The 19,919-nt window shown below is 47.6% G+C and carries 18 protein-coding genes; 12 read left to right on the top strand and 6 right to left on the bottom strand.

The features are described 5' to 3' along the window. Window positions 1–26: 26 nt before the first annotated feature. Window positions 27–956: a LysR family transcriptional regulator gene (locus MHH92_RS24775; protein ID WP_036673385.1), complete on the bottom strand. Its 930-nt coding sequence runs from the start codon at window positions 954–956 to the stop codon at window positions 27–29. A 295-nt stretch (window positions 957–1,251) separates the two neighbouring features. On the opposite strand from MHH92_RS24775, the gene MHH92_RS24770 reads away from it, so the two are divergent. The 6 genes from MHH92_RS24770 (at window position 1,252) to MHH92_RS24745 (ending at window position 7,742) form a co-directional block, all read left to right on the top strand. Then, complete coding sequence (locus tag MHH92_RS24770; protein WP_036605792.1) at window positions 1,252–1,920, top strand: succinate dehydrogenase cytochrome b558 subunit; 669 nt, start codon at window positions 1,252–1,254, stop codon at window positions 1,918–1,920. Between the two features lie 43 nt (window positions 1,921–1,963). Further along, entirely contained in the window at window positions 1,964–3,706 is a 1,743-nt protein-coding gene (gene sdhA / locus MHH92_RS24765) for a succinate dehydrogenase flavoprotein subunit (protein ID WP_036673387.1), read from the top strand. Window positions 3,707–4,237: 531 nt separating this feature from the next. Further along, a complete protein-coding gene (gene sdhB, locus MHH92_RS24760) occupies window positions 4,238–5,002 on the top strand; it encodes a succinate dehydrogenase iron-sulfur subunit (protein WP_036605794.1) in 765 nt (254 codons plus the stop codon). Window positions 5,003–5,177: 175 nt separating this feature from the next. After that, the gene (locus tag MHH92_RS24755) at window positions 5,178–6,152 is read left to right on the top strand and encodes a metallophosphoesterase (protein ID WP_340906997.1); all 975 of its coding nucleotides are present in this window, start codon (window positions 5,178–5,180) and stop codon (window positions 6,150–6,152) included. A gap of 57 nt (window positions 6,153–6,209) precedes the next feature. Continuing rightward, the gene (locus tag MHH92_RS24750) at window positions 6,210–6,941 is read left to right on the top strand and encodes a metallophosphoesterase family protein (RefSeq protein WP_036605796.1); all 732 of its coding nucleotides are present in this window, start codon (window positions 6,210–6,212) and stop codon (window positions 6,939–6,941) included. A gap of 168 nt (window positions 6,942–7,109) precedes the next feature. Next, the gene (locus MHH92_RS24745) at window positions 7,110–7,742 is read left to right on the top strand and encodes a GNAT family N-acetyltransferase (RefSeq protein ID WP_340906996.1); all 633 of its coding nucleotides are present in this window, start codon (window positions 7,110–7,112) and stop codon (window positions 7,740–7,742) included. Between the two features lie 449 nt (window positions 7,743–8,191). Here the strand turns inward: MHH92_RS24745 and MHH92_RS24740 are convergent, their stop codons facing one another. After that, window positions 8,192–9,001 carry a histidinol-phosphatase gene (locus MHH92_RS24740; RefSeq protein ID WP_076253254.1) on the bottom strand — a complete coding sequence of 270 codons (810 nt, stop codon included), beginning with the start codon at window positions 8,999–9,001 and terminating at the stop codon, window positions 8,192–8,194. 30 nt (window positions 9,002–9,031) lie between these two features. Then, window positions 9,032–9,934: a LysR family transcriptional regulator gene (locus MHH92_RS24735; protein WP_036605798.1), complete on the bottom strand. Its 903-nt coding sequence runs from the start codon at window positions 9,932–9,934 to the stop codon at window positions 9,032–9,034. Between the two features lie 456 nt (window positions 9,935–10,390). On the opposite strand from MHH92_RS24735, the gene MHH92_RS24730 reads away from it, so the two are divergent. The 5 genes from MHH92_RS24730 (at window position 10,391) to MHH92_RS24710 (ending at window position 15,448) form a co-directional block, all read left to right on the top strand. Continuing rightward, window positions 10,391–10,849 carry a chemotaxis protein CheX gene (locus MHH92_RS24730; protein ID WP_036605799.1) on the top strand — a complete coding sequence of 153 codons (459 nt, stop codon included), beginning with the start codon at window positions 10,391–10,393 and terminating at the stop codon, window positions 10,847–10,849. A 56-nt stretch (window positions 10,850–10,905) separates the two neighbouring features. Then, window positions 10,906–11,679 (top strand): SDR family NAD(P)-dependent oxidoreductase, encoded by a 774-nt coding sequence (locus MHH92_RS24725; RefSeq protein ID WP_047841269.1) that lies wholly within the window; start codon window positions 10,906–10,908, stop codon window positions 11,677–11,679. A gap of 395 nt (window positions 11,680–12,074) precedes the next feature. Next, window positions 12,075–13,448, top strand: a complete 1,374-nt coding sequence (locus MHH92_RS24720) for a DEAD/DEAH box helicase (protein WP_340906994.1) — start codon at window positions 12,075–12,077, stop codon at window positions 13,446–13,448. 27 nt (window positions 13,449–13,475) lie between these two features. Next, the gene (locus tag MHH92_RS24715) at window positions 13,476–14,228 is read left to right on the top strand and encodes an ABC transporter ATP-binding protein (RefSeq protein WP_340906993.1); all 753 of its coding nucleotides are present in this window, start codon (window positions 13,476–13,478) and stop codon (window positions 14,226–14,228) included. 2 nt (window positions 14,229–14,230) lie between these two features. Further along, a complete protein-coding gene (locus tag MHH92_RS24710; protein WP_340906992.1) occupies window positions 14,231–15,448 on the top strand; it encodes an ABC transporter permease in 1,218 nt (405 codons plus the stop codon). Window positions 15,449–15,617: 169 nt separating this feature from the next. On the opposite strand, the gene MHH92_RS24705 is transcribed toward MHH92_RS24710, so the two are convergent. The 3 genes from MHH92_RS24705 to MHH92_RS24695 all read right to left on the bottom strand — a co-directional run bounded on the left by MHH92_RS24705 (window position 15,618) and on the right by MHH92_RS24695 (window position 18,141). Beyond that, the gene (locus tag MHH92_RS24705; RefSeq protein ID WP_017692471.1) at window positions 15,618–15,746 is read right to left on the bottom strand and encodes a hypothetical protein; all 129 of its coding nucleotides are present in this window, start codon (window positions 15,744–15,746) and stop codon (window positions 15,618–15,620) included. A 300-nt stretch (window positions 15,747–16,046) separates the two neighbouring features. Then, window positions 16,047–17,345, bottom strand: coding sequence for an aminotransferase class I/II-fold pyridoxal phosphate-dependent enzyme (locus MHH92_RS24700; protein ID WP_036673403.1), 1,299 nt, complete (start codon window positions 17,343–17,345; stop codon window positions 16,047–16,049). A 178-nt stretch (window positions 17,346–17,523) separates the two neighbouring features. Beyond that, the gene (locus tag MHH92_RS24695; protein WP_315370510.1) at window positions 17,524–18,141 is read right to left on the bottom strand and encodes a pyridoxamine 5'-phosphate oxidase family protein; all 618 of its coding nucleotides are present in this window, start codon (window positions 18,139–18,141) and stop codon (window positions 17,524–17,526) included. A 153-nt stretch (window positions 18,142–18,294) separates the two neighbouring features. Here MHH92_RS24695 and pdxR point away from each other — a divergent pair, with 153 nt between their 5' ends. Next, window positions 18,295–19,755 carry a MocR-like pyridoxine biosynthesis transcription factor PdxR gene (gene pdxR, locus MHH92_RS24690; RefSeq protein ID WP_445744685.1) on the top strand — a complete coding sequence of 487 codons (1,461 nt, stop codon included), beginning with the start codon at window positions 18,295–18,297 and terminating at the stop codon, window positions 19,753–19,755. Window positions 19,756–19,919: the final 164 nt, after the last annotated feature.

Genomic DNA, 19,919 nt, shown 5'->3' with positions numbered 1-19,919 from the left:
AGACGTTAGAGCCTGGCTGTTTCAGATCAAGGCAAAGGCGTCGTAGCCCTCCGTGAGGGCAATGGCGCCTTTGCTGTAAAGAGTGCAGCCGTCTCCTTGACCCATTGTCTGGAAGTCTCGCTGAGGTCCTCTTTTTCCCCATAGATCATACAAGTTGTTCTGCGGGTCTGCTGTAATTGAGGCAAATGAACAGAAACAAGATCATTGTCCGCGAGCAATTGTGGACGAAGATATGACTTGGGCAATAGAGCAGCAGCTTTGGCGGAAGGCAGAAGTCGGATGATCGCTTCAAAGGAATCAATCTCCATGCGAATATCCGGCATCACGGCACAGCGCTGGAAGAGATCGTCCGTTAATTTGCGGTACCAGGTGCCTTTGGAGAACGTGATCATCGGCAGATCTTGCAAATGCTCCATCCCGGCTTCCTTACCGGACAAGGGGTGTGTAAGCGGCACAACCAGTTCCAGGTGATCGTCAAAGAGCGGCACACAGTTAAGTCCCACTTCACTGATGGAGGAGGCGACAATGCCCACATCGGCTTTTTTGTCACGCACAAACGACACAATCTCATGTGTTTTACCCGTCAACAGTTTCAGTTCGGCATTTGGATGTTTCTCCATAAAGGCATTGACGAGAGGTGGTAACGTAGTTTGAAGCGTCGTCAGACTGGCTCCAAGTGTAATGGTGCTCTGTTCTTCGTCTTTATACTGGGCCAGCATAGTGAGGAACTTCTGTTGTTGCTGCTTCTGTTCTACAGCATAGGTATAGGTGAACTGGCCCACACTGGTTAACTCCAGCCGTTTGCCACGGCGGTGGAACAGGGCAACCCCGAGTTCATCCTCCAATTTGGCAATTTTGCGTGAAAGTGCGGGTTGGGACAAGTTCAGTAACTTGGATGCACGGTTCAGGCTGGACTGCTCCACGACCGCTGCAAATGCATTTAACTCCTCAAACATGAACAATAACCTCTTTTCCATGAATGTGATTCTTGCCCTTGCTCAATCGTTTTCCATGTTGTATAGCCTGTAAACCCAATGTTTCACTGCTTATACCTATAGGTTATAACATTTAATAATTATATTGCAATTCCCTTATAAGAAAAAAAGGAGTAACATGAACCGTGACACAAGTTGTTCACACCTGGGGAAAACGGAACAATTTGTCGAACCTTTTCATGGAAAAGGATTCGTGTCATGATAAGTGAAATCATTTATGAAAACGTTGTATTTAGCGAAAGGGGATCGACATTTTATGAAAGGGTTTTACTCCAGAAAGCTGCACTCCTTGCTTGGCGTCATTCCGCTCAGTTTGTTTTTTGTTGAGCATTTGGTGACGAACTTCACGGCAGTTGAAGGCGGCAAAGAAGCTTTTTACGGTGCCGTTGCATTTCTGAACGGTTTGCCTCTTGTTATTGTAATTGAGGCATTACTTATCTGGTTGCCGTTGTTCTATCACGGTGTTTATGGTCTTTACATTGCCTATCAGGCCAAGCCTAACGTTGGGCGTTACGGTAATGAGCGCAACTGGCGCTACACGTTACAGAGGGTAAGCGGTATTATTACGTTTGTATTCGTCATCTGGCACGTATGGGAGACGCGAGTACAGATTGCGCTGGGTAATGTATCCCATGAAGAGATTGGCGGCGTCATACATGATGCGGTGACGAATCCGATAACCTTTGCGATATATATGATCAGTGTGGTTGCGGCGTCATATCACTTTGCCAATGGTCTGTGGTCGTTCCTCGTTAGCTGGGGAATTACAGTTGGTCCGCGTGCGCAGCGTGTATCCTCTTACGTATGTATGAGCTTGTTCGCTATTGTTTCCATCATGTTTATTGCTTCACTATTTGCTTTCCGGAGCATTGATTTCCAAACAGCTACTTCGATGATTGACGCAGTAAAAACAGTTCTAATTTAAGCATTTAGCGTATAAATGCTGACTTATAAGGGAGTGAACAGCAATGGCATCAACGAATGTAATTATTGTGGGCGGCGGTCTCGCGGGATTGATGGCGGCGATCAAATCGGCTGAAGCCGGAGTCCATGTTCATTTATTTTCACTGGTTCCTGTTAAACGATCCCACTCTGTATGCGCACAAGGCGGCATTAACGGAGCGGTAAATACCAAGGGTGAGGGTGACTCCCCATGGGTACACTTTGATGATACGGTATACGGCGGTGACTTCCTTGCGAACCAACCTCCTGTTAAAGCGATGTGCGAAGCAGCACCTGGCATCATTCACTTGATGGACCGTATGGGCGTAATGTTCAACCGGACACCGGAAGGTTTGCTTGATTTCCGTCGTTTCGGGGGAACGAAGCATCACCGTACGGCATTTGCAGGAGCGACAACAGGACAACAATTGCTCTATGCATTAGACGAGCAGGTACGTCGCTGGGAAGCAGCTGGCCTGGTTACGAAATATGAGAACTGGGAGTTCCTGCAGGCGGTTTTGGATGATGAAGGCGTTTGTCGCGGAATCGTAGCCCAAGATCTGAAAACGATGAAGGTACAGACCTTCCCGGCAGAAGCGGTTATTCTGGCGAGTGGTGGTCCGGGGATCATCTTCGGTAAAACGACCAACTCTGTAATTAACACAGGTACAGCGGCAAGTGCGGTGTATCAGCAAGGTGTAAATTACGCAAACGGGGAGTTCATTCAGATTCACCCAACAGCCATTCCAGGGGATGACAAGCTACGTCTCATGTCTGAATCCGCGCGTGGTGAAGGTGGACGGATCTGGACGTACAAAGACGGAAAACCTTGGTACTTCCTTGAAGAAAAATATCCATCCTACGGTAACCTGGTTCCACGTGATATCGCGACTCGTGAAATCTTCAGCGTCTGCGTAGATATGGGTCTGGGTGTGAACGGCGAGAACATGGTTTATCTCGACCTGTCGCACAAAGATCCGAAGGAACTGGATGTTAAACTCGGCGGAATCATTGAGATCTATGAGAAGTTCATGGGTGATGACCCGCGTAAAATCCCAATGAAAATCTTCCCGGCAGTCCATTATTCCATGGGCGGCATGTGGGTAGATTACAATCAAATGACTAACATTCCTGGGCTGTTCGCAGCTGGTGAATGTGAATATCAATACCATGGTGCGAACCGTCTGGGTGCAAACTCATTGGTATCTGCGATCTATGGTGGTATGGTGGCTGGACCAAAAGCGGCTGAATATATCAAAGGACTCAAAAAGTCGTCCGCTGATATCCCATCTTCCGTATTTGAGAAACACACCAAACAACAGAGCGACAAATATGAAGGCATCTTGAAAATGCAGGGCACGGAAAATGCCTATGTCATTCATAAAGAGCTTGGCGAGTGGATGACAGCCAACATGACGGTTGTGCGCTACAACGACAAGCTTGAAGCCACGATTGGCAAGATCAAGGAATTGAAAGAGCGTTATGGCAAAATCAACATGTATGACAGCTCCGGTTGGAATAACCCAAGCGCAGCATTCACTCGCCAACTGTGGAACATGATTGAACTGGCAGAAGCGATGACTCTCGGTGCTCTACTCCGTAACGAAAGCCGCGGCGCGCATTACAAACCGGAATTCACGGAACGTAATGACGAAGAGTTCCTGAAAACGACCATCGCAAGCTGGTCGAAGGAAGGCCCGAAAATTTCGTACGAGCCAGTAGACGTATCCTTGATCCCACCACGTATCCGGGATTACTCCAAGGATTAAGAAGTATCACACTATTCATGTAATGAATAGTTAAACACCTGAACGGAGAGGCAGGACAACTTTGGAGAAGCAAAGCTTCTTCAAAGTTACTGCCATCAAAGTGAAGGAAAGGCCCAGAAGAAGCAAGCGCCTAGCGATGCTTCAGAACTTGAATACTGCCCATCCAGCATGAATGGAGTGCAGTTTGCAGCAAAGTAACCCACGTGCACGGCGTAGCGAAGGAAACAGCAATGCCCAGAAGAAGCAAAGCGTCTAGCGATGCTTCAGCACTTCAATACTGCCTCCAGCATGAATGGAGTGCAGTTTCCAGCAAAGTGACCCAGTGCACGACGTAGCGGAGGAAGCGGAAATGCCCAGAAGAAGCGAAGCGCTCGCCTTTATCACCGGATTTTAACCCTGGAGAGGGTTGATCAAAAAATCCGGGGATAACAGCGATCAGAGGGGCATTCCGCTGACGAAGCGTCTCCCGTGCACCAAACCATTTTGCGCATCAGCAATACAATCATCGTCACCAGAGGAGGGGACTACGATATGGCGGAACAAGCTACAGCCAACAAAACCGTCAAGTTTATCATCACCCGTCAGGATAGCCCGGAGTCATCTTCGTACAACGAAGAATTTGAGCTTCCGTACCGTCCCAACATGAATGTGATCAGCGCCCTGATGGAGATTCAGCGGAACCCGGTCAATACAGATGGCAAATCCATTGCTCCCGTGTGCTGGGATTCCAACTGTCTCGAAGAAGTCTGCGGTGCCTGCTCCATGGTCATCAACGGCAAGCCACGTCAAGCATGTGCAGCCCTGATCGACAAGCTCGAACAGCCTGTTCGTATCGAACCGATGAAGACATTCCCAGTGGTTCGTGACTTGGTCATCGACCGTAGCCGGATGTTTAGCGCCCTGAAACGAGTAAAAGCATGGATTCCGATCGATGGTACCTATGACCTCGGTCCAGGTCCACGGATGCCTGAGAAGAAGCGTCAGTGGGCATATGAGCTGTCCAAATGCATGACATGTGGTGTATGTCTGGAGGCATGCCCGAACGTCAATGAGAAAACAGACTTTATCGGTCCAGCAGCACTGTCTCAAGTGCGTCTGTTCAACGCTCACCCAACAGGGGAGATGAACGCCGACGATCGTCTGGAAGCGTTGATGGAAGACGGAGGCATCGAGGGCTGTGGTAACTCACAGAACTGTGTGCAATCCTGTCCAAAAGGCATTCCACTGACAACCTCCATTGCCGAAATGAACAAACAAACGACCAAGCATATGTTCAAACGCTGGTTGGGTGTATAATCTCGTCATAACATGTGCAGAAGTGTAATCTGCAACTTAGAAGAAGTCGTGATCCCGTGCAGCAACATGCCGGAGATCCCGGCTTCTTTTTGTAATGAAGCAGAGGAACCGGGCTACCCATGCAGAATATGATATACTAAGGGGATGGATTAAGAGCGTAGAAGGAGGGGGAGATATGGCAGAGACACCGCGTCAGGGCAGCAACAACTCGCCGTCCCAGCGCTCGCACAAAGCATCAGGTGCAGAAGAGTCTGTGTTTCCTGGGGAAGAAAAGGATCATGATCCCTCTCGCCGAAGTTTCTTATTGCGCATGGTTTTGATGACAGCGGGTGCCAGTTTGCTTACAGGAGGTTATGCCTGGTTATGGGAACCGCGTCGTCTGGAGATCAAGCAAGTAGAGCTGAAACTTCCGAAGTTTCCAAAGGCATTTGAGGGTTTGCGTGTAGTTCAGTTCAGCGATGCCCATCTTGGTTTTCATACCGGGGTGAAAGAGCTGAAGAAGCTGGCAACAACGATTGAGGAGCAGCGACCGGACTTGATTTGTTTTACCGGAGACATAGTTGAGAGGGAAGCAGAGCCGATGCGTGAATGTATTCCGGTACTCGCCTCCATGAAAGCGAAGTATGGCAAATTTGCTGTTTTGGGGAATCATGATTATCGGGGCGGACAGCAGAATGAAGTGACAACCATGTTCCGTGAAGCTGGATTCACTTTGTTACGGAACGAACATGTGGTGATTGAACAAGGGGGCGAACGTCTGGCCATAGCTGGTCTGGATGACGCACTTACAGGCAGTCCTGATCCTGCCCAAGCCATCAAGGGTTTGGATCATGATGTGTGGAAATTGTTACTTATGCATGAACCGGATTATGCCGATATTGCCACTCCCTATGGTTTCGGATTACAACTTTCCGGTCATAGCCATGGTGGACAGGTACGTTTTCCTTGGCTCGGGGCACTGACAACTCCACGAGGTTCACACAAGTATGTTCAAGGGTTGTATTACACGGATGTCCAGGGGGTATATTACACCACCCAGACACAGATGCCGGTGTATGTGAATCGTGGTTTTGGCATGACTCAACTGCCCATTCGTTTTCTGTGCAGACCAGAATTAACGGTGTTTGAGCTTAAAGGATCAACCACATAAAAGAATATAAGATGAATGTAAAACATAAAGGATTGAACATGAATGGAGGTTATCCAGATGGAAAGAATTGCGATTGTATCCGACATTCATGGCAACATGACTGCCTGGGAAGCAGTGTTAAAAGATATCCGAAGTCGTGGCGTGGAGCGAATCTTTTGTCTTGGTGACCTCGTGGGCAAGGGGCCAGAACCGGTACAGGTTGTGGATCAGGTGAGAGCGACGTGCGAACTTGTTATCCGTGGCAATTGGGATGAACTGGTTGCGGTTAACCAAGACAACGAGAACTTTACGTGGCAAGCAGAGCGGCTGGGTGAGGAACGATTGGCGTACTTGGCGGGCCTACCCTTCAGTCATCAATTTCAACTGAGCGGTCGCACCATCCGTCTGGTCCATGCTTCACCTCAAAGTGTATACCATCGTGTACAGCCGTGGGACGCGATGGAAAAGAGGTTGGCAATGTTTGATCCTCCGGCTGATGAGCCTGAGCAAGGTGTTGCAGATGTTGTAGGTTATGGGGATGTGCATAACGCATACTTGCAGTATATGAACGGCAAGTTACTGTTTAATGCAGGCAGTGTTGGTAATCCACTCGATCTTCCCCAAGCTTCCTACTGTATTCTGGAGGGTGAAGACAGCAACGATAACAATACCCCGTTCAATGTTCAATTCGTGCGGGTGCCTTATGATATTGAGCGAGAAGTACAGGTTGCACAGTCGGCGAATGTTCCTGCATTGGATTTCTATATTCGTGAGATTCGTACGGGTATCTATCGCGGGCTGCAGGAGTAGTCAGCATCTGGGCCTTTTAGCGTGAGGAATTGAATGATGCAATATATTAATACTAAAATGCGAATACTAAAGTTCGTGGATCAGTTCAAATGGTATTACGCCGGATCATCATCAGAGCATGCTTGTCTTACCGGACTAGAGCCCGTTTAGGCAAAAGGAGCGATTGTCATGCTTACCCGAAAAATGCTGGTTCAAGGTCTGCCGGCTTTGTGGACAGAGCGGCTTGTCCTGCGATCATTACGTCAAAGTGATTACAGCACATTATCGGAACTCTTTTCCGATCCTCAAGTCATAAGATATGTGAATAGGGGAAGCCAGCCCACGCCAATCCGGGCGAGACGGTTATTGAACCAGATACGGAGCAGCAGCGCCAAGCTGGATTCGTTACATTATGGGATCTGCTGGAGAGGCAAGGAACAAGTGATTGGGATCACCTCATTCCAGCACTGGAATGATCAGAATGGTACCGCACAGATTGGTTATATCCTGAACAGGTCCTGTTGGGGCAGGGGTGTGGCTACCGAGGCGGTACAGCGGCTGCTGCAGTTTGGATTTGACGATCTTCATCTGGGGAGGGTGGAAGCACGTTGTTATGAGGCCAATGTATCTTCACAACGGGTGCTAAGCAAAATAGGGATGTCCTATGAGCGGAGTCTTCCCTCGTTCGGACTGAATGATGAGGATGACGTGGGATCAGAATCCCTGATGGATGTTAAAGTGTATAGTATGTACCGGGAACAATACGTCAGACCGCTTCAGGAAAAAGACCTGCAAACTCTGGTATCTGACAAGCCGCAATGACATAGAGTAAGAGTAGCCAAACGTGAATGAATCGAACTTCAATCATTTGTTACACAATTGAAATATAGCTGCAATTGAACTCTAACAGACAGGGGGTAAACTTATCTCATGACCCCCTTTTTGATAATAGATAATGCTGTTGGGACCCGCGCGAGCGGGTTCATTTTTTTTGCCCATATAAGTTAACTGTGGATTATTTACACTGGCCACTCCGATGACAGAATAACTTTCCGATCGCTGTTATACCCGGATTTTTTTGATTCCCATATTTCAGAAGGGAAAATCCGGTCATAAAGGCGAACACTTCGTTTCTTCTGGTTATTTCTGTCCTCTCCGTTATCGTGTAAATGTTAAGTTTAACTTATATAATATTTTTAATTTAGAATTAAACACAAAACCCCCACTGCGCTTGTTCACGCTGTGGGGGTTTCTCTGTGGTTCTATATATTTTACAGTGGAACAACCTGCATCTGTTTCTGCTTGAAATACACCCAGTCGGTGAATCCGATCTCCTTGAGACGTGTACGAACGTCATCCAGCTCGTCTGCAACCCGCTGTGGTTTATGAGCGTCCGATCCAAATGTCACCTTCACTCCATAATGATGGGCGCGTTCCAGAATGGCATCTGAGGGATACCAGCCACCGCTGAGTTTGGTTTTGCCAGATGTGTTAATTTCGATCGCTACGTTGGATTCTGCAATGACCTGCAACGTTTCATCAATGGCCTGATCAGCGATAATTTCAGAGAAGGGTGGATAGTTTCCTTTCATCGCATCAATGTGTCCAAGAATCTGGAACATACCGCTGCGAGCCGATTCCCGAATTAATGAATAATAACTCTCTTTCACTTCAACTTTGCGAGCATCGCTCAGTCCTTTCCACCGGGTTTTGTTGAAGATACTCACATCCTCGGTATGATGAACTGAACCAATAATATAGTCAAAAGGATACTGTCCCAGTGTGGTACGGTACAATTCTGCATGAACAGGGAAGTAGTCGGATTCAATGCCGAGCAGCACATCGATTTTACCAGCGTACTCTTCTTTCAAAGCAAGGACTTCTTCCACATAATGCTGCAATTCCGACTTACCCATTGCGATCCGTGGAAATGCCTGCTCAAGCTCACTGCCAAAGTACGGCGTATGATCCGAGATACCAATGGCCTGAAGTCCTGCCTTAATACCTGCCTCTATATAATCGCGGATGTTGCCGTCTGCGTGACCACAACGAAAATGATGTGTATGAAGATCAAATTTCATATGGAATCCTTCCTTTCTCATGGCTCATTGTCATTCTGAACTGATGAATTGGGTTTCCGGCATACCTTTGAGGTCACTTATGAATTGCTGCATCGCTGAGTTAAGGTATCGACTGGACTTATAGATGACACCTACAGGGTGACTGACCTCCAGCTCACTTAAGGGTATCATTCGCAATGTACCTTGACGCAACTCATGCGCAACAGATTGTTTGGAGATGACAGCTGCCCCGAGATCAATCTCGACCATCCGTTTCACTTCTTCGCTGCTCGACAACTCCATTACAATATTAGGTTCAATATTATGTTTCTTGAAGATCGTTTCTGTAAACCTTCGTCCTACGGTATCAGGGGACAGCAGAATCAATGGTGTACTCCGGAGCACATCCACTGCAGCATGTTTTTTCTTTGCCAGCGGATGGGAAGGAGATACCACGAGTTCAAATGTGTCATAGTAGAGCACAGATGTATTCAGGTTGGGATTACGCTCCGTGAGATAACCGATACCAATATCAACCAGACCATTTTCGACCTGGGTATAGATCTGTGATGAAGGAAGGGACTGGATACTGGTTTTGATCAGCGGGAATTGATCTTGGAAATAGGATAACACCCTTGGCAAGATCTGAATAGCAATGGAAGTTGTTGTGCCTAATACGATACGTCCCTGAGGCGTTTCATCAAGATCGGACAATTTTTGTTTCAACTCATCAACGATGTCGAGCATCCGTTCAGCGTGCTCTAGGAATACCTGTCCACGGTCTGTCAGGGTAACGGGTTGGTTCCGATCCACAAGAACGGTGCTGAATTCGTCCTCCAGACTTTTGATCTGGGCCGAGACGGCAGGCTGGGTCAGGTTCAGAAGTTCTCCCGCTTTGCGGAAGCTCATCGTTTTAGAAATGGTAATTAGTGTCTCCAGTTGGCTTATGTTCATAGGTGGCCTCCTTGCAGGCAAAATTTCTTGATTATGTAGTGTTTGGTGCGATGTAATCCCGTAACTGGTCATTGTTCCGTTATCTTAAATTATAGGTGATTCAGGACAGCAGAGCAATGAAGGTAATGATCAGGATCAAAAGTAGTTCAAGAGACTGTGAAAAAAACGCGAATACAAGAATTTGATTTTTTTAACAGTTGTGAGAAACAGTAATAAAGTCCTAAATGCCTTATGCCACGCACAACGAACGAAAAGCTTTCTTCAAAAGAAGTGAAAAGCGCTGTTTATTCGCTAGAATCAGCTATAAACATTTGCCCCACGGATGACGATAAATTATAGTACACATGGTTTAACGAATTCTTAATGAATTCTTGTACGTGATAAAGTATAATAAATTTAATGAATATGGGACTTTTGGTGTGTGACCAATAACCCAGTGCGAGGGGGACATAGACAGTGAAAGCGGAAGTGATTAATCCTTTCCTGGAATCGGCACGGAACGTATTCGAACAGCTCATCCAGGTTTCGCCTTCCACCGGGAGTCTTGGCGTGAAAAATGTAGAGTACATTGCAGACCATGTCTGGATCGTGATCGGAATGACCGGACAACTTAGCGGAAACATTGTATTTGGAATTAATGAACAAGTTGCATTGAAAATTGTATCTGCGATGATGGGTGGATTTGTCATTACAGAAATGGATGAAATGAGCAAAAGTGCGATTTCCGAACTGGGGAATATGATCAGTGGTAATGCCAGCACCATCCTGTCAAACCAGGGTGTTGTGGTCGATATTACACCTCCACAAGTGATGAAGTCCGAACATCTGACTACATTTAGTGCAACGAAAGCACTGAGCATTCCTTTGCTGATGGACGGCATTGGTGAGATGGATATTCAGGTCATGATCTCGTAGAATAGAACCATACGCCTCAAAAGGCAATATGTGTTCAATACGGGAGGACATCACGGATGCTGAAAGATCAGGTAGTGTTTATCACAGGTGCATCGAGTGGTATCGGTGCGCTGTGTGCGCAGATGCTGATAGAAGAAGGAGCCATCCCAATTCTGGCTGCCCGTTCACGGGACAAGCTGGAAGAGATTGGTGCCTCGCTGAAAGGGCCGCATGAATTACTCACGCTTGATGTTACGGATAGTGAGCAGGTTCAGGCAGCTGTGGATGCGATATTGCATAAATACGGACGAATCGACATTTTGCTGAACAATGCAGGTTACGGGAAATTCGCAGCGATGACAGAGATGTCTGTACAGGAATTCGATGAGATGATGGACGTTAATTACATGGGCATTGTCCGCTGTACCAAAGCAGTGCTTCCACAAATGCTGGAACGTGGCAAAGGTCAGATTGTGAACGTGGCCTCCATGGCTGGCAAAATTGGTACAGCCAAATCCGCTTCCTATACAGCTACGAAACATGCTGTACTCGGATTTAGTAATGCGCTGCGTCAAGAGCTTCGCAAGACTGGCGTCATGGTGACAACGATTAATCCAGGTCCGATTGATACACCATTTTTCCATCGGGCTGACCCATCTGGAAATTATGTGAATAATGTACGCTGGATGATGTTGAAACCGGAAGACGTTGCGGGTCATATGATTCGGGCGATGAAAAAGCGCAAGGAAGAAGTAAATCTGCCAAGACTTGCTTCTGCTGGCATATGGTTGTACCAGCTATTTCCTCGTCTTGCAGATCGATTGTCGCACGGTGTAATGAATCAGAAGTAAATGTGATACGAGGCATCATATACGGAATGAAAGAAAGGCTCCGCCGAGGGGCTTTTCTTTTTTTTGGCGTGGATACATACAATTCTGGAATAAGATTTGGTACACGGGCTTTTTTCGCATATAATGAAAGGTAATGTGATGACAGGCTTCGGTTTTATACAAGCAACTTATATGTTCAACTAAATTTTTACACAATAACGGAGAGGACTGAAATAACCTGAAGAAGCGAAGCGTGCACCTTTATCCCCGGATTTTTCCTTTTGGAAAAAAGGAATCAAAAAAATCTGGGGATAACAGTGATCGGAAGGTTGTTCTGTCGTCGTAGTGTCAGTGTAAATATTCATTAGTTGAACTTATATAACATCAAAATGAATAAATTAAAAGGATGGACATACATGACGAATCAAACATTTGCTTCAATTGGCGTGGAACAGGATCTGGAGGCCGTTTTGGCGAAACATGGCATTAACGAACCTTCACCTGTACAGGCTCAGACGATCCCGGTTATTTTGGAAGGCCGAGATGTCGTATCCAAATCCCAGACGGGAACAGGAAAAACGCTGGCATATCTGCTGCCACTGTTACAATCCATCAAAATGGATATCAAAGGTACGCAGAAACTTATTATTGCACCTACGCAAGAGCTGGCGATGCAAATTGTGCGAGAAGCACAGCGTTATGCGGAAGAACGCAAGATCGGCGTATTGGGTCTGATTGGTGGCGCAGCAGCTAAACGTCAGATCGAGAAGCTGCGTGAGCATCCGCAATTAGTTGTGGGTACACCGGGACGACTGAAAGAATTGATTACACTCAAAAAACTGAAAATGCACAACGTTTCCACCATTGTTATCGATGAAGCGGACCAAGTGTTTCAACTTGGCGGCGTAAGTGACGTGAACTTTGTACTTAAGAGCGCATTGCGGGACCGTCAGCTGATCTTCCTGTCAGCAACCATTGATGAGCATACGGCTGGACTTGCAAAGCGTGAGATGAAAGAGCCTGTGCAGATCGGAATTGAACCGGATCGAGCTACGGCTGCGGGCCTGGAGCATTATTATTTTGTAGAAGAAAACCGTAACAAAATTGACATGCTGCGTCGTCTGGTTAGACAGTACAATCCGGATCGGGCAATCGTATTTGTGAATGCAACCGAAGATATTGGTGAAGTTGAAGCAAAAATGAATCATCTGGGCTTGTCCGCTGCTGCGCTGTATGGAGATGCTGACAAAGTGACCCGCAGTAACGTATTGTCTGCCTTCCGTAATGGCAAACTTCAGTTGCTGATTGCCAGCGAAGTGGCTGCCAGAGGACTGGATATCGAAGGCTTGCCAATGGTCATTAACTATGATCCTGCCTTTGACTCGGAGCACTATGTTCACCGTGCAGGTCGTACAGGCCGTATGGGACGTTCGGGTATCGTTTTGTCCATTGTGGATGAAACACAGATCTTTATTATGCGTAAATTCGCACGCGAACTCGGAATCGAACTGTCAGAACGTGTACTCTTTGGCGGTAAAGTACTGGAGGCTGACCCGCGTCCGGACACGCGGCCTGAGGGACATTCGTTCTCCAGAAAACCAGGACAATCCAGAGATCGCAAACCAGGTCAGGGCAATCGTAATGGGGGAACCCGAGCTACAATCTCCAATTCGCGTCCAGCAGGTAGCAAACCAGCGGGGAATGCAGGCCGCACGGAGCGCGACCAGGATCGTAAAAACAAAGGAGCACCCAAGTGGAGTAAAGACAAAACGCCACGCTCCGAAGAATAGAATCTGACGAAAGGGGTGCAGGGATAGATGGAAAACGTTCAATCGCCTGTTCTGCAAATCAGCGGGTTAAGCGGAGGTTATAGTGCCAAAAGGCCAGTCCTTCACGGCATCGATCTGGAAGTTGGACGTGGAGAGATGGTCGGACTAATCGGCTTAAACGGTGCTGGCAAAAGTACAACCATGAAACATATCCTCGGCTTGATGACACCTCAACAGGGCGAAGTACGAGTGATGGGCAAGAAGCGGGAAGAGGATGCGCAGATCTACCAATCGGCTATGGCCTTTGTACCGGAATCACCCGAACTGTATGATGAGATGACGGTGATGGAGCATCTGGAGTTTACGGCAAGAGCGTACAATGTGTCGGAGGCTGATTTCAAACAACGTACGGAGAAACTGCTTGAACTGTTCCGTATGAATGAGAAAAGCACAAGTTTGTCGACTCACCTGTCTAAGGGGATGCGGCAAAAGGTTATGATAATGTGTGCTTTTGTGGCAGGACCACCACTGTACATCATTGATGAGCCTTTCCTGGGGCTGGACCCGCTGGGTATCCGCTCCTTGCTTGATTTTATGCTGGAGATGAAAGCTTCGGGATCATCCATTTTACTCAGTTCACACATTCTGTCCACGATTGAAAATTACTGTGACCGTTTTATCGTTCTGCACCGTGGGCAAGTCATTGCTCAAGGGACGCTGAATGAATTGCGCTCTCAATTCGGGGAATCGGATGCCACGCTGGAGCACATGTTCTATTCTCTCGTACAAGGCAGGGATTGAGCATGGATCTCAAGCTGCTATGGAAGCAAAGACGCACAGGATTCTGGAACGGAATACTTCCTTATCTGGGTTATGTGATCCAGAGTGGTGTAGCGATGGTCTTTTTATTTCTCGTCATTGCGTTCTCCGCCTGGTATACATCGTTTGTTCAGAATATTCCGGCGGAATTTCCGATTCGCTGGATTGCATTGCTGCTGCTGGCACCACTGGTGCTGTTTAGCAGTTATCGTACATATCTGCTTCCGGCAGATATCGTGTTCCTGCGACCACAGGAATACCGGATGCAGGAGTATTTGAAGAACAGCTTTGCCCGGGGCATCATCTATAAAACTCTGGGCTTGCTGCTTGTGTTTGTTACACTGTGGCCGCTCTATGTCAGAGCAGATCTGGGTGCACGGCCATTTGGCTGGTTCATCGTGTTCCTGCTGCTGTGGAAAGGGTTGTCCAGTTATGGAGCATGGCAAGAGCTAAGAATGGTTCAGGTTGGGGCAGCAAGAGGATATCGTCTCTTGCGATGGGCTCTGGCAGTGCTGGCGGTTGGCGCTTGGCTGTGGCAGCCACCGCAGCGCAGCGTCTGGTTCCTGCTGTTGCTGGCTGTTGTCTACGTCGTCGCCCTGCGTATACCGGTGAAACATCGGGTAGCGTGGGAACGACTGATTCAGGTGGAGCAGGGGCAGGCTGGCAGGGTTATGCGGACGCTTGGCTGGTTTGTGGATGTACCTTCATCCGGACAGAAAGTAAGTTCGCGTCGCTGGCTTAGCAAATTGGGGAGTGGTCTTCCCTGGAATGCAGGGAAAGCTTACCGTTACTTGATAACCAAAACGTTTGTTCGAACCGAAGTGTTCTCAATCGTGTTACGCCTAGTTGTACTGGGCATGTTACTATCCTGGTGGACAGCAGGCAGCTACTTTGGTGTCGGGGTGTATCTGTTCTTCCTGTTGCTTGCAGGTGTTCAGTTAGGTGCTTTGCGTCGCAGTCATAGTGAATCGTTCTGGATTATGATCTATCCAATCTCGGGTGAGAGTCGTCGTTCTCAGGTGTTGGGATTCATATTCCATCTGCACGCATTGGCTGCATTGCTCATGTGGCTGCCTATGCTGGCTGCCGGAGCAAGCGGACTGACTGTCACCGGAGTAGCACTTATTTTGGGTATACTGGTGATTGTGATTATGCGGCGTTCGCAAGGTAACAAGTGGTTGAAGGAAGAAGAAGACGAGTAAACGATCGGACACCTGACCAACTCGGATTATTACATTGGGTTCATCAGTGAGAGGTACAAAAGATAACAAAAGAAGGGTATGCCGGGCTGTGTCCCGGAATACCCTTCTTTGTGCTGTAATGGAATGTTGCAATCAGATCACTTGATTCTCGCGCAAGTGTGTATTGATACTAACAGAGGAACGATTTAGTGATGATCACGAGCAAGATGAACAGAACGAGAATGGCACCTGTGTTTGTAAATCCTCCGCCGTAACCGCCGCATCCATAACCGCCTCTTGTATCTTCAACTCCAGACATGGTCATTCCCCTTTCAAGTGGTTGTTTGGCACGCCCTTGCGTACATCGTATATTATGTGCTGTGGGGGTAGGCTGATTGGGCCGATGCCCGGTAAAGCCAGAAATTAAAGCTTTTGGGCAGCTGTCCGGGGTGAATGGACTAGTATCAGGCGAATTGTAAAACACAAAAGAACCCTTCGTATATTCAGTGACATGAAACGTCGCCGTTATACAAAGGGTTCTTATATCATTCAGGGTACAGACATGATCCTGTTTCCCCTGAGCTACTGAGATTGTTGTAACTTTGTTGCGGTATTTTAACTAAGTCGTCCGCAGATCCTGAACTCCACGATAGATGGTTTCATACAGATCTTCCAACCCGGATTCTTCAATACAGGAGAAGGCGATTCGAAGATCCGATTCACCCAGCGCGATTGTACCCACACCATATTTGTGCAGCAAATGGCTTCGAAGTTCTTCAGCGCCAACTTCTTTTAGCTTCAGGCACATGAAGTAACCGGAGTTGAACGGATAATAGTCCCATGCATCTCCATACTTGCCGCTATCGAGAATGGCTTTTACCTTATTGGCACGGCCTTTCATAATCTCGAACTTCTCCTGTTTCTGTGCTTCAAACTCCGGTGCTTTGAGCGCATCCAGTACAAAAGTCTGGGAAGGATGCGGGCCACTGGAGATCGTTGCCCGGATAATACCGAGTGTTTTTTGCTCCAATGCATGCAGAACGGCTGCATCTTCATGGGCATACGTAATGAATCCAACGCGGAAGCCCCATACAAACTCCTCCTTGGTTGCACCATCCACTTTTACAGTCAACACACGTGGATGAATGTTGGCAAGTTTGCCAAACAGGGATTCATGAATGGAATCTTCGAAGAACAGTCCGAAGTAGGCATCATCTGTTACAGCAACCACGTTAACACCGGCTTCAGCTGCCTGAAGAATCGTGTTCACAATGGCATCTGCTTCTTCGGCTCCAGGCGTATAACCTGTTGGGTTATTCGGGAAGTTGAGCAGTACGATCGCTTTACCTTTGTCCTTTTGATCAAGCAAAGCCTGAAGCAGACCCTCACTGTTGAAGTTCAACTGATCATCGAACAGGGGATAATGAACCAACTGGCCATGACGACGAATTCCGAAGGTCAGCTCGTAATTTTCCCAGTTTTTATCCGGATATATGACAGCGTCCCCTTCATCGGCGAACAGGTCGGCTACGATACTTAGTCCATGGGTTAATGCATTGGTTACAATTGGATTGCCAAACGTTTTGCCTTCCAGAGAAGGTGTTTCCTTCAGCATCTTGTCTCTCCAAACGGTCCGCAATTCAGGTTTGCCTGCAGGTGGAGCGTAAGGATACAGATCCTTTGGTTGGAATGCAGACAGCTTCTCCTGAATAACCTGAAGATGCATCGGCACACCACCCTCCAGGGCGATACCAATCGTGGCATTATGGGTCTTGGCCAAGCTTGCTGCTTCAGCAGATTGACTCAAGATCCCTTCTTTAGGAAAATAAATTTCTTTGCCAAGCTGTGACAGCATGGAGTAGACGTGACTGCTGCCTGTCTGAATACTTTCGTTCAACTGTTCAGCCAGTGGATTCATTCTTTTCATCCTTCCAAGTCTTTGTGATTCAACTGCCTAACATTATATCACCTTGACATGCCCCCGTCACGGAAATTACGCAATATGACAGTTATATCGCTTTACCGCGTTGTTGCAGAGGGTTTTCGGGTGGGTTATCGTTGAATTCAACCTTGGAGCAATCCTCAAGAAATGAAACTTATTGCTGATGAAATGGACAGTATTTCCGCATCATTTCAGCAGTTTCAGTATCTCTTCCTTCATTACGCTGTTCCAACTGACCACTGATATGATCGAATCGTTCACTGGAGAGGTTTTGTCCAAATTTAAACTTGGCGCTGATCCGTTCAGGACTAATTCGGACTACGGCTACAGCTTTGAGGTTTCCTGTATAACGCGAGTCAGTAGCGTCAATGGGTACATATCCGCCTTGTGGCTGGAGTTTTTCCATAAATCGTTGCAGTACCTTACCTTTGATGTCCAGATCTTTAACCGGTTCAGCCTGACCGAAGGCCATAACACTTTTGAAGAAAGAAGTCGCTGGACAAGCAAGCTCAGGATCACTGAAATAGGATGGAATCAGGGAGAACTCTTCAGCTACTGTGAAACTGACCGACGAATCCTGTTTGATCTGTTTCATCTTCTCGCCAGCCAGACTGCCGTGAAAATAAAAGCAACCGTCCATATATACAAAATTCAGCGGTGTAACCCGTGGTTGTCCGTCCGGGCTGACCGTTCCCAGAAACCCGAAGGAGCACTGATCCAGAAATGCGGTAATTTCCTGTTCTTCATCTACTGTGAATTCTTTCCGTCTCATGTGTAATCCCCCATCATTGAAATGTATAATAAAACGCCATATCTTATGGATAACAATAGTTCATACATTGACAATGAAATAGATCCAATTTACATTCACTTTAGTAGGCCAATTAGTCAGGGATCACAGATGAAGACAAATGAAGAGAGGTGCATGATGGAATTGTGGCTGCCGATGGATACCTATGAACTTCAGCATCGATACAAGTATGAGGCATTGTACCATGCGTTACGTGATGCCATTCATGCAGGCACATTGGTGGGAGGCACGCGGCTTCCTTCCACCCGTGAGTTGGCAAAACAATATGAGATGTCACGTGGTTCGGTAGCTCAGGTATACGACATGCTGCTTGCGGATGGTTATGTCCATGCACATCGGGGAAGAGGTACATTTGTCACCGAAACATTATCCACTCAGGAAAATGAAAAACAGGAAGCCGTTCTCAAGCTGTCTGCCTGGGGCGAACGAGTACAGAGGTTGAATACACAACATGAAGTCCTGCGGACTCAGATGTCTTCACCGAAGCCGTCCGTCATTAATTTTCAAATGCAGCGCATGCCTGCGGAACATTTCCCGTTAGGCGAGTGGAAGAGTGCACTCGCTGCGGTTCATCGCAGTGGTTGGCGAGAATCGAGCGGTGTAGCCGGTGATCCGGAGCTGCGTGAGGCCATCGCCTCCCATCTCAGATGGACACGTGGTATCCAGGCTGAACCATCTCAGATTGTATTGTTCAGCGGATCAATGCAAGGCATCACCCTTCTATCCCAGCTGTTGATCGCAGAGGGGGCAGCGGTTGTATTGGAGAATCCGGGGTATCTGGGCATTGCCCATGCCGTTAAGTCCTGTGGTGGGAAAATCATCCCGGCAGAGATGGATGCCGCAGGCATTATTCCTCAGCCATGGGAGGCACAGACGTTATTTGTCACCCCTACCCGGCAGTTTCCAACAGGGGCCGTGCTGGGATTGGACAGAAGACGTGCCTTGCTTGCGTGGGCCTCAAAGCGGAATGCGGTCATCATTGAAGATGATTACGACAGTGAATTCCGATGGGGTGGAAGACCAATTGAACCCCTCAAAGTGCTTGATCGTGAACAGCGCGTCATCTACGTTGGTTCATTCTCACAAACGATGGTTGCTTCGTTTCGACTTGGCTACGCCGTCCTGCCACCTGGTCTGGTAGAACCTCTGCTTGCCGCCAAGGCGTTGTATGAACCGGTACCTCCGGCACTGCTGGAGCAGCGCGCACTGGCAAAATTTATGACCAGAGGAGGTTACCTGAGGCACTTACGACGGTTAACCCGGTTATATGGGGAACGGCATGATTTTTTTGTCCGAGAGATGGAACTACAGTTGCCGGAGGCATTCACGATGCAGCTTGGTGATGCAGGACTGCATATCTACGCTACCTGGAATGGCGATGTGGACAGTTATCAGCGATTTAAAAAACTTGCTGAGGAGGATGGCATATTGTTCCGTGATGCAGAGCGATATCGGTTGACTTCAGGTCATCCGGCGGCCTGTTTTGCTTTTGCACATCTGGAGAAAGAAGAGATAACAGAGGGAATCCGGCGAATGCGGCTAGCCTGGGAGAAGTGCACATTTTCGTTTCGGTGAATTCCGCTGTATAATGGGATAAGACATTTCGCTCCTGTAGGGGCAGAGATTATATATGAGCAAGTTGTATTTAATCATGCTATACAAGTTGAACTAATTATTTACACGAAAACGTAGAGGGCAGAAATAACCTGAAGAAGCGGAGCGTTCGCCTTTATCGTCAG

The organism is Paenibacillus sp. FSL M7-1414 (assembly GCF_038003195.1).
GTDB lineage: Bacteria > Bacillota > Bacilli > Paenibacillales > Paenibacillaceae > Paenibacillus > Paenibacillus amylolyticus.
The sequence above is the reverse complement of the archived record's forward strand: the minus strand, read 5'-3'. Positions and strand labels throughout refer to the sequence as shown.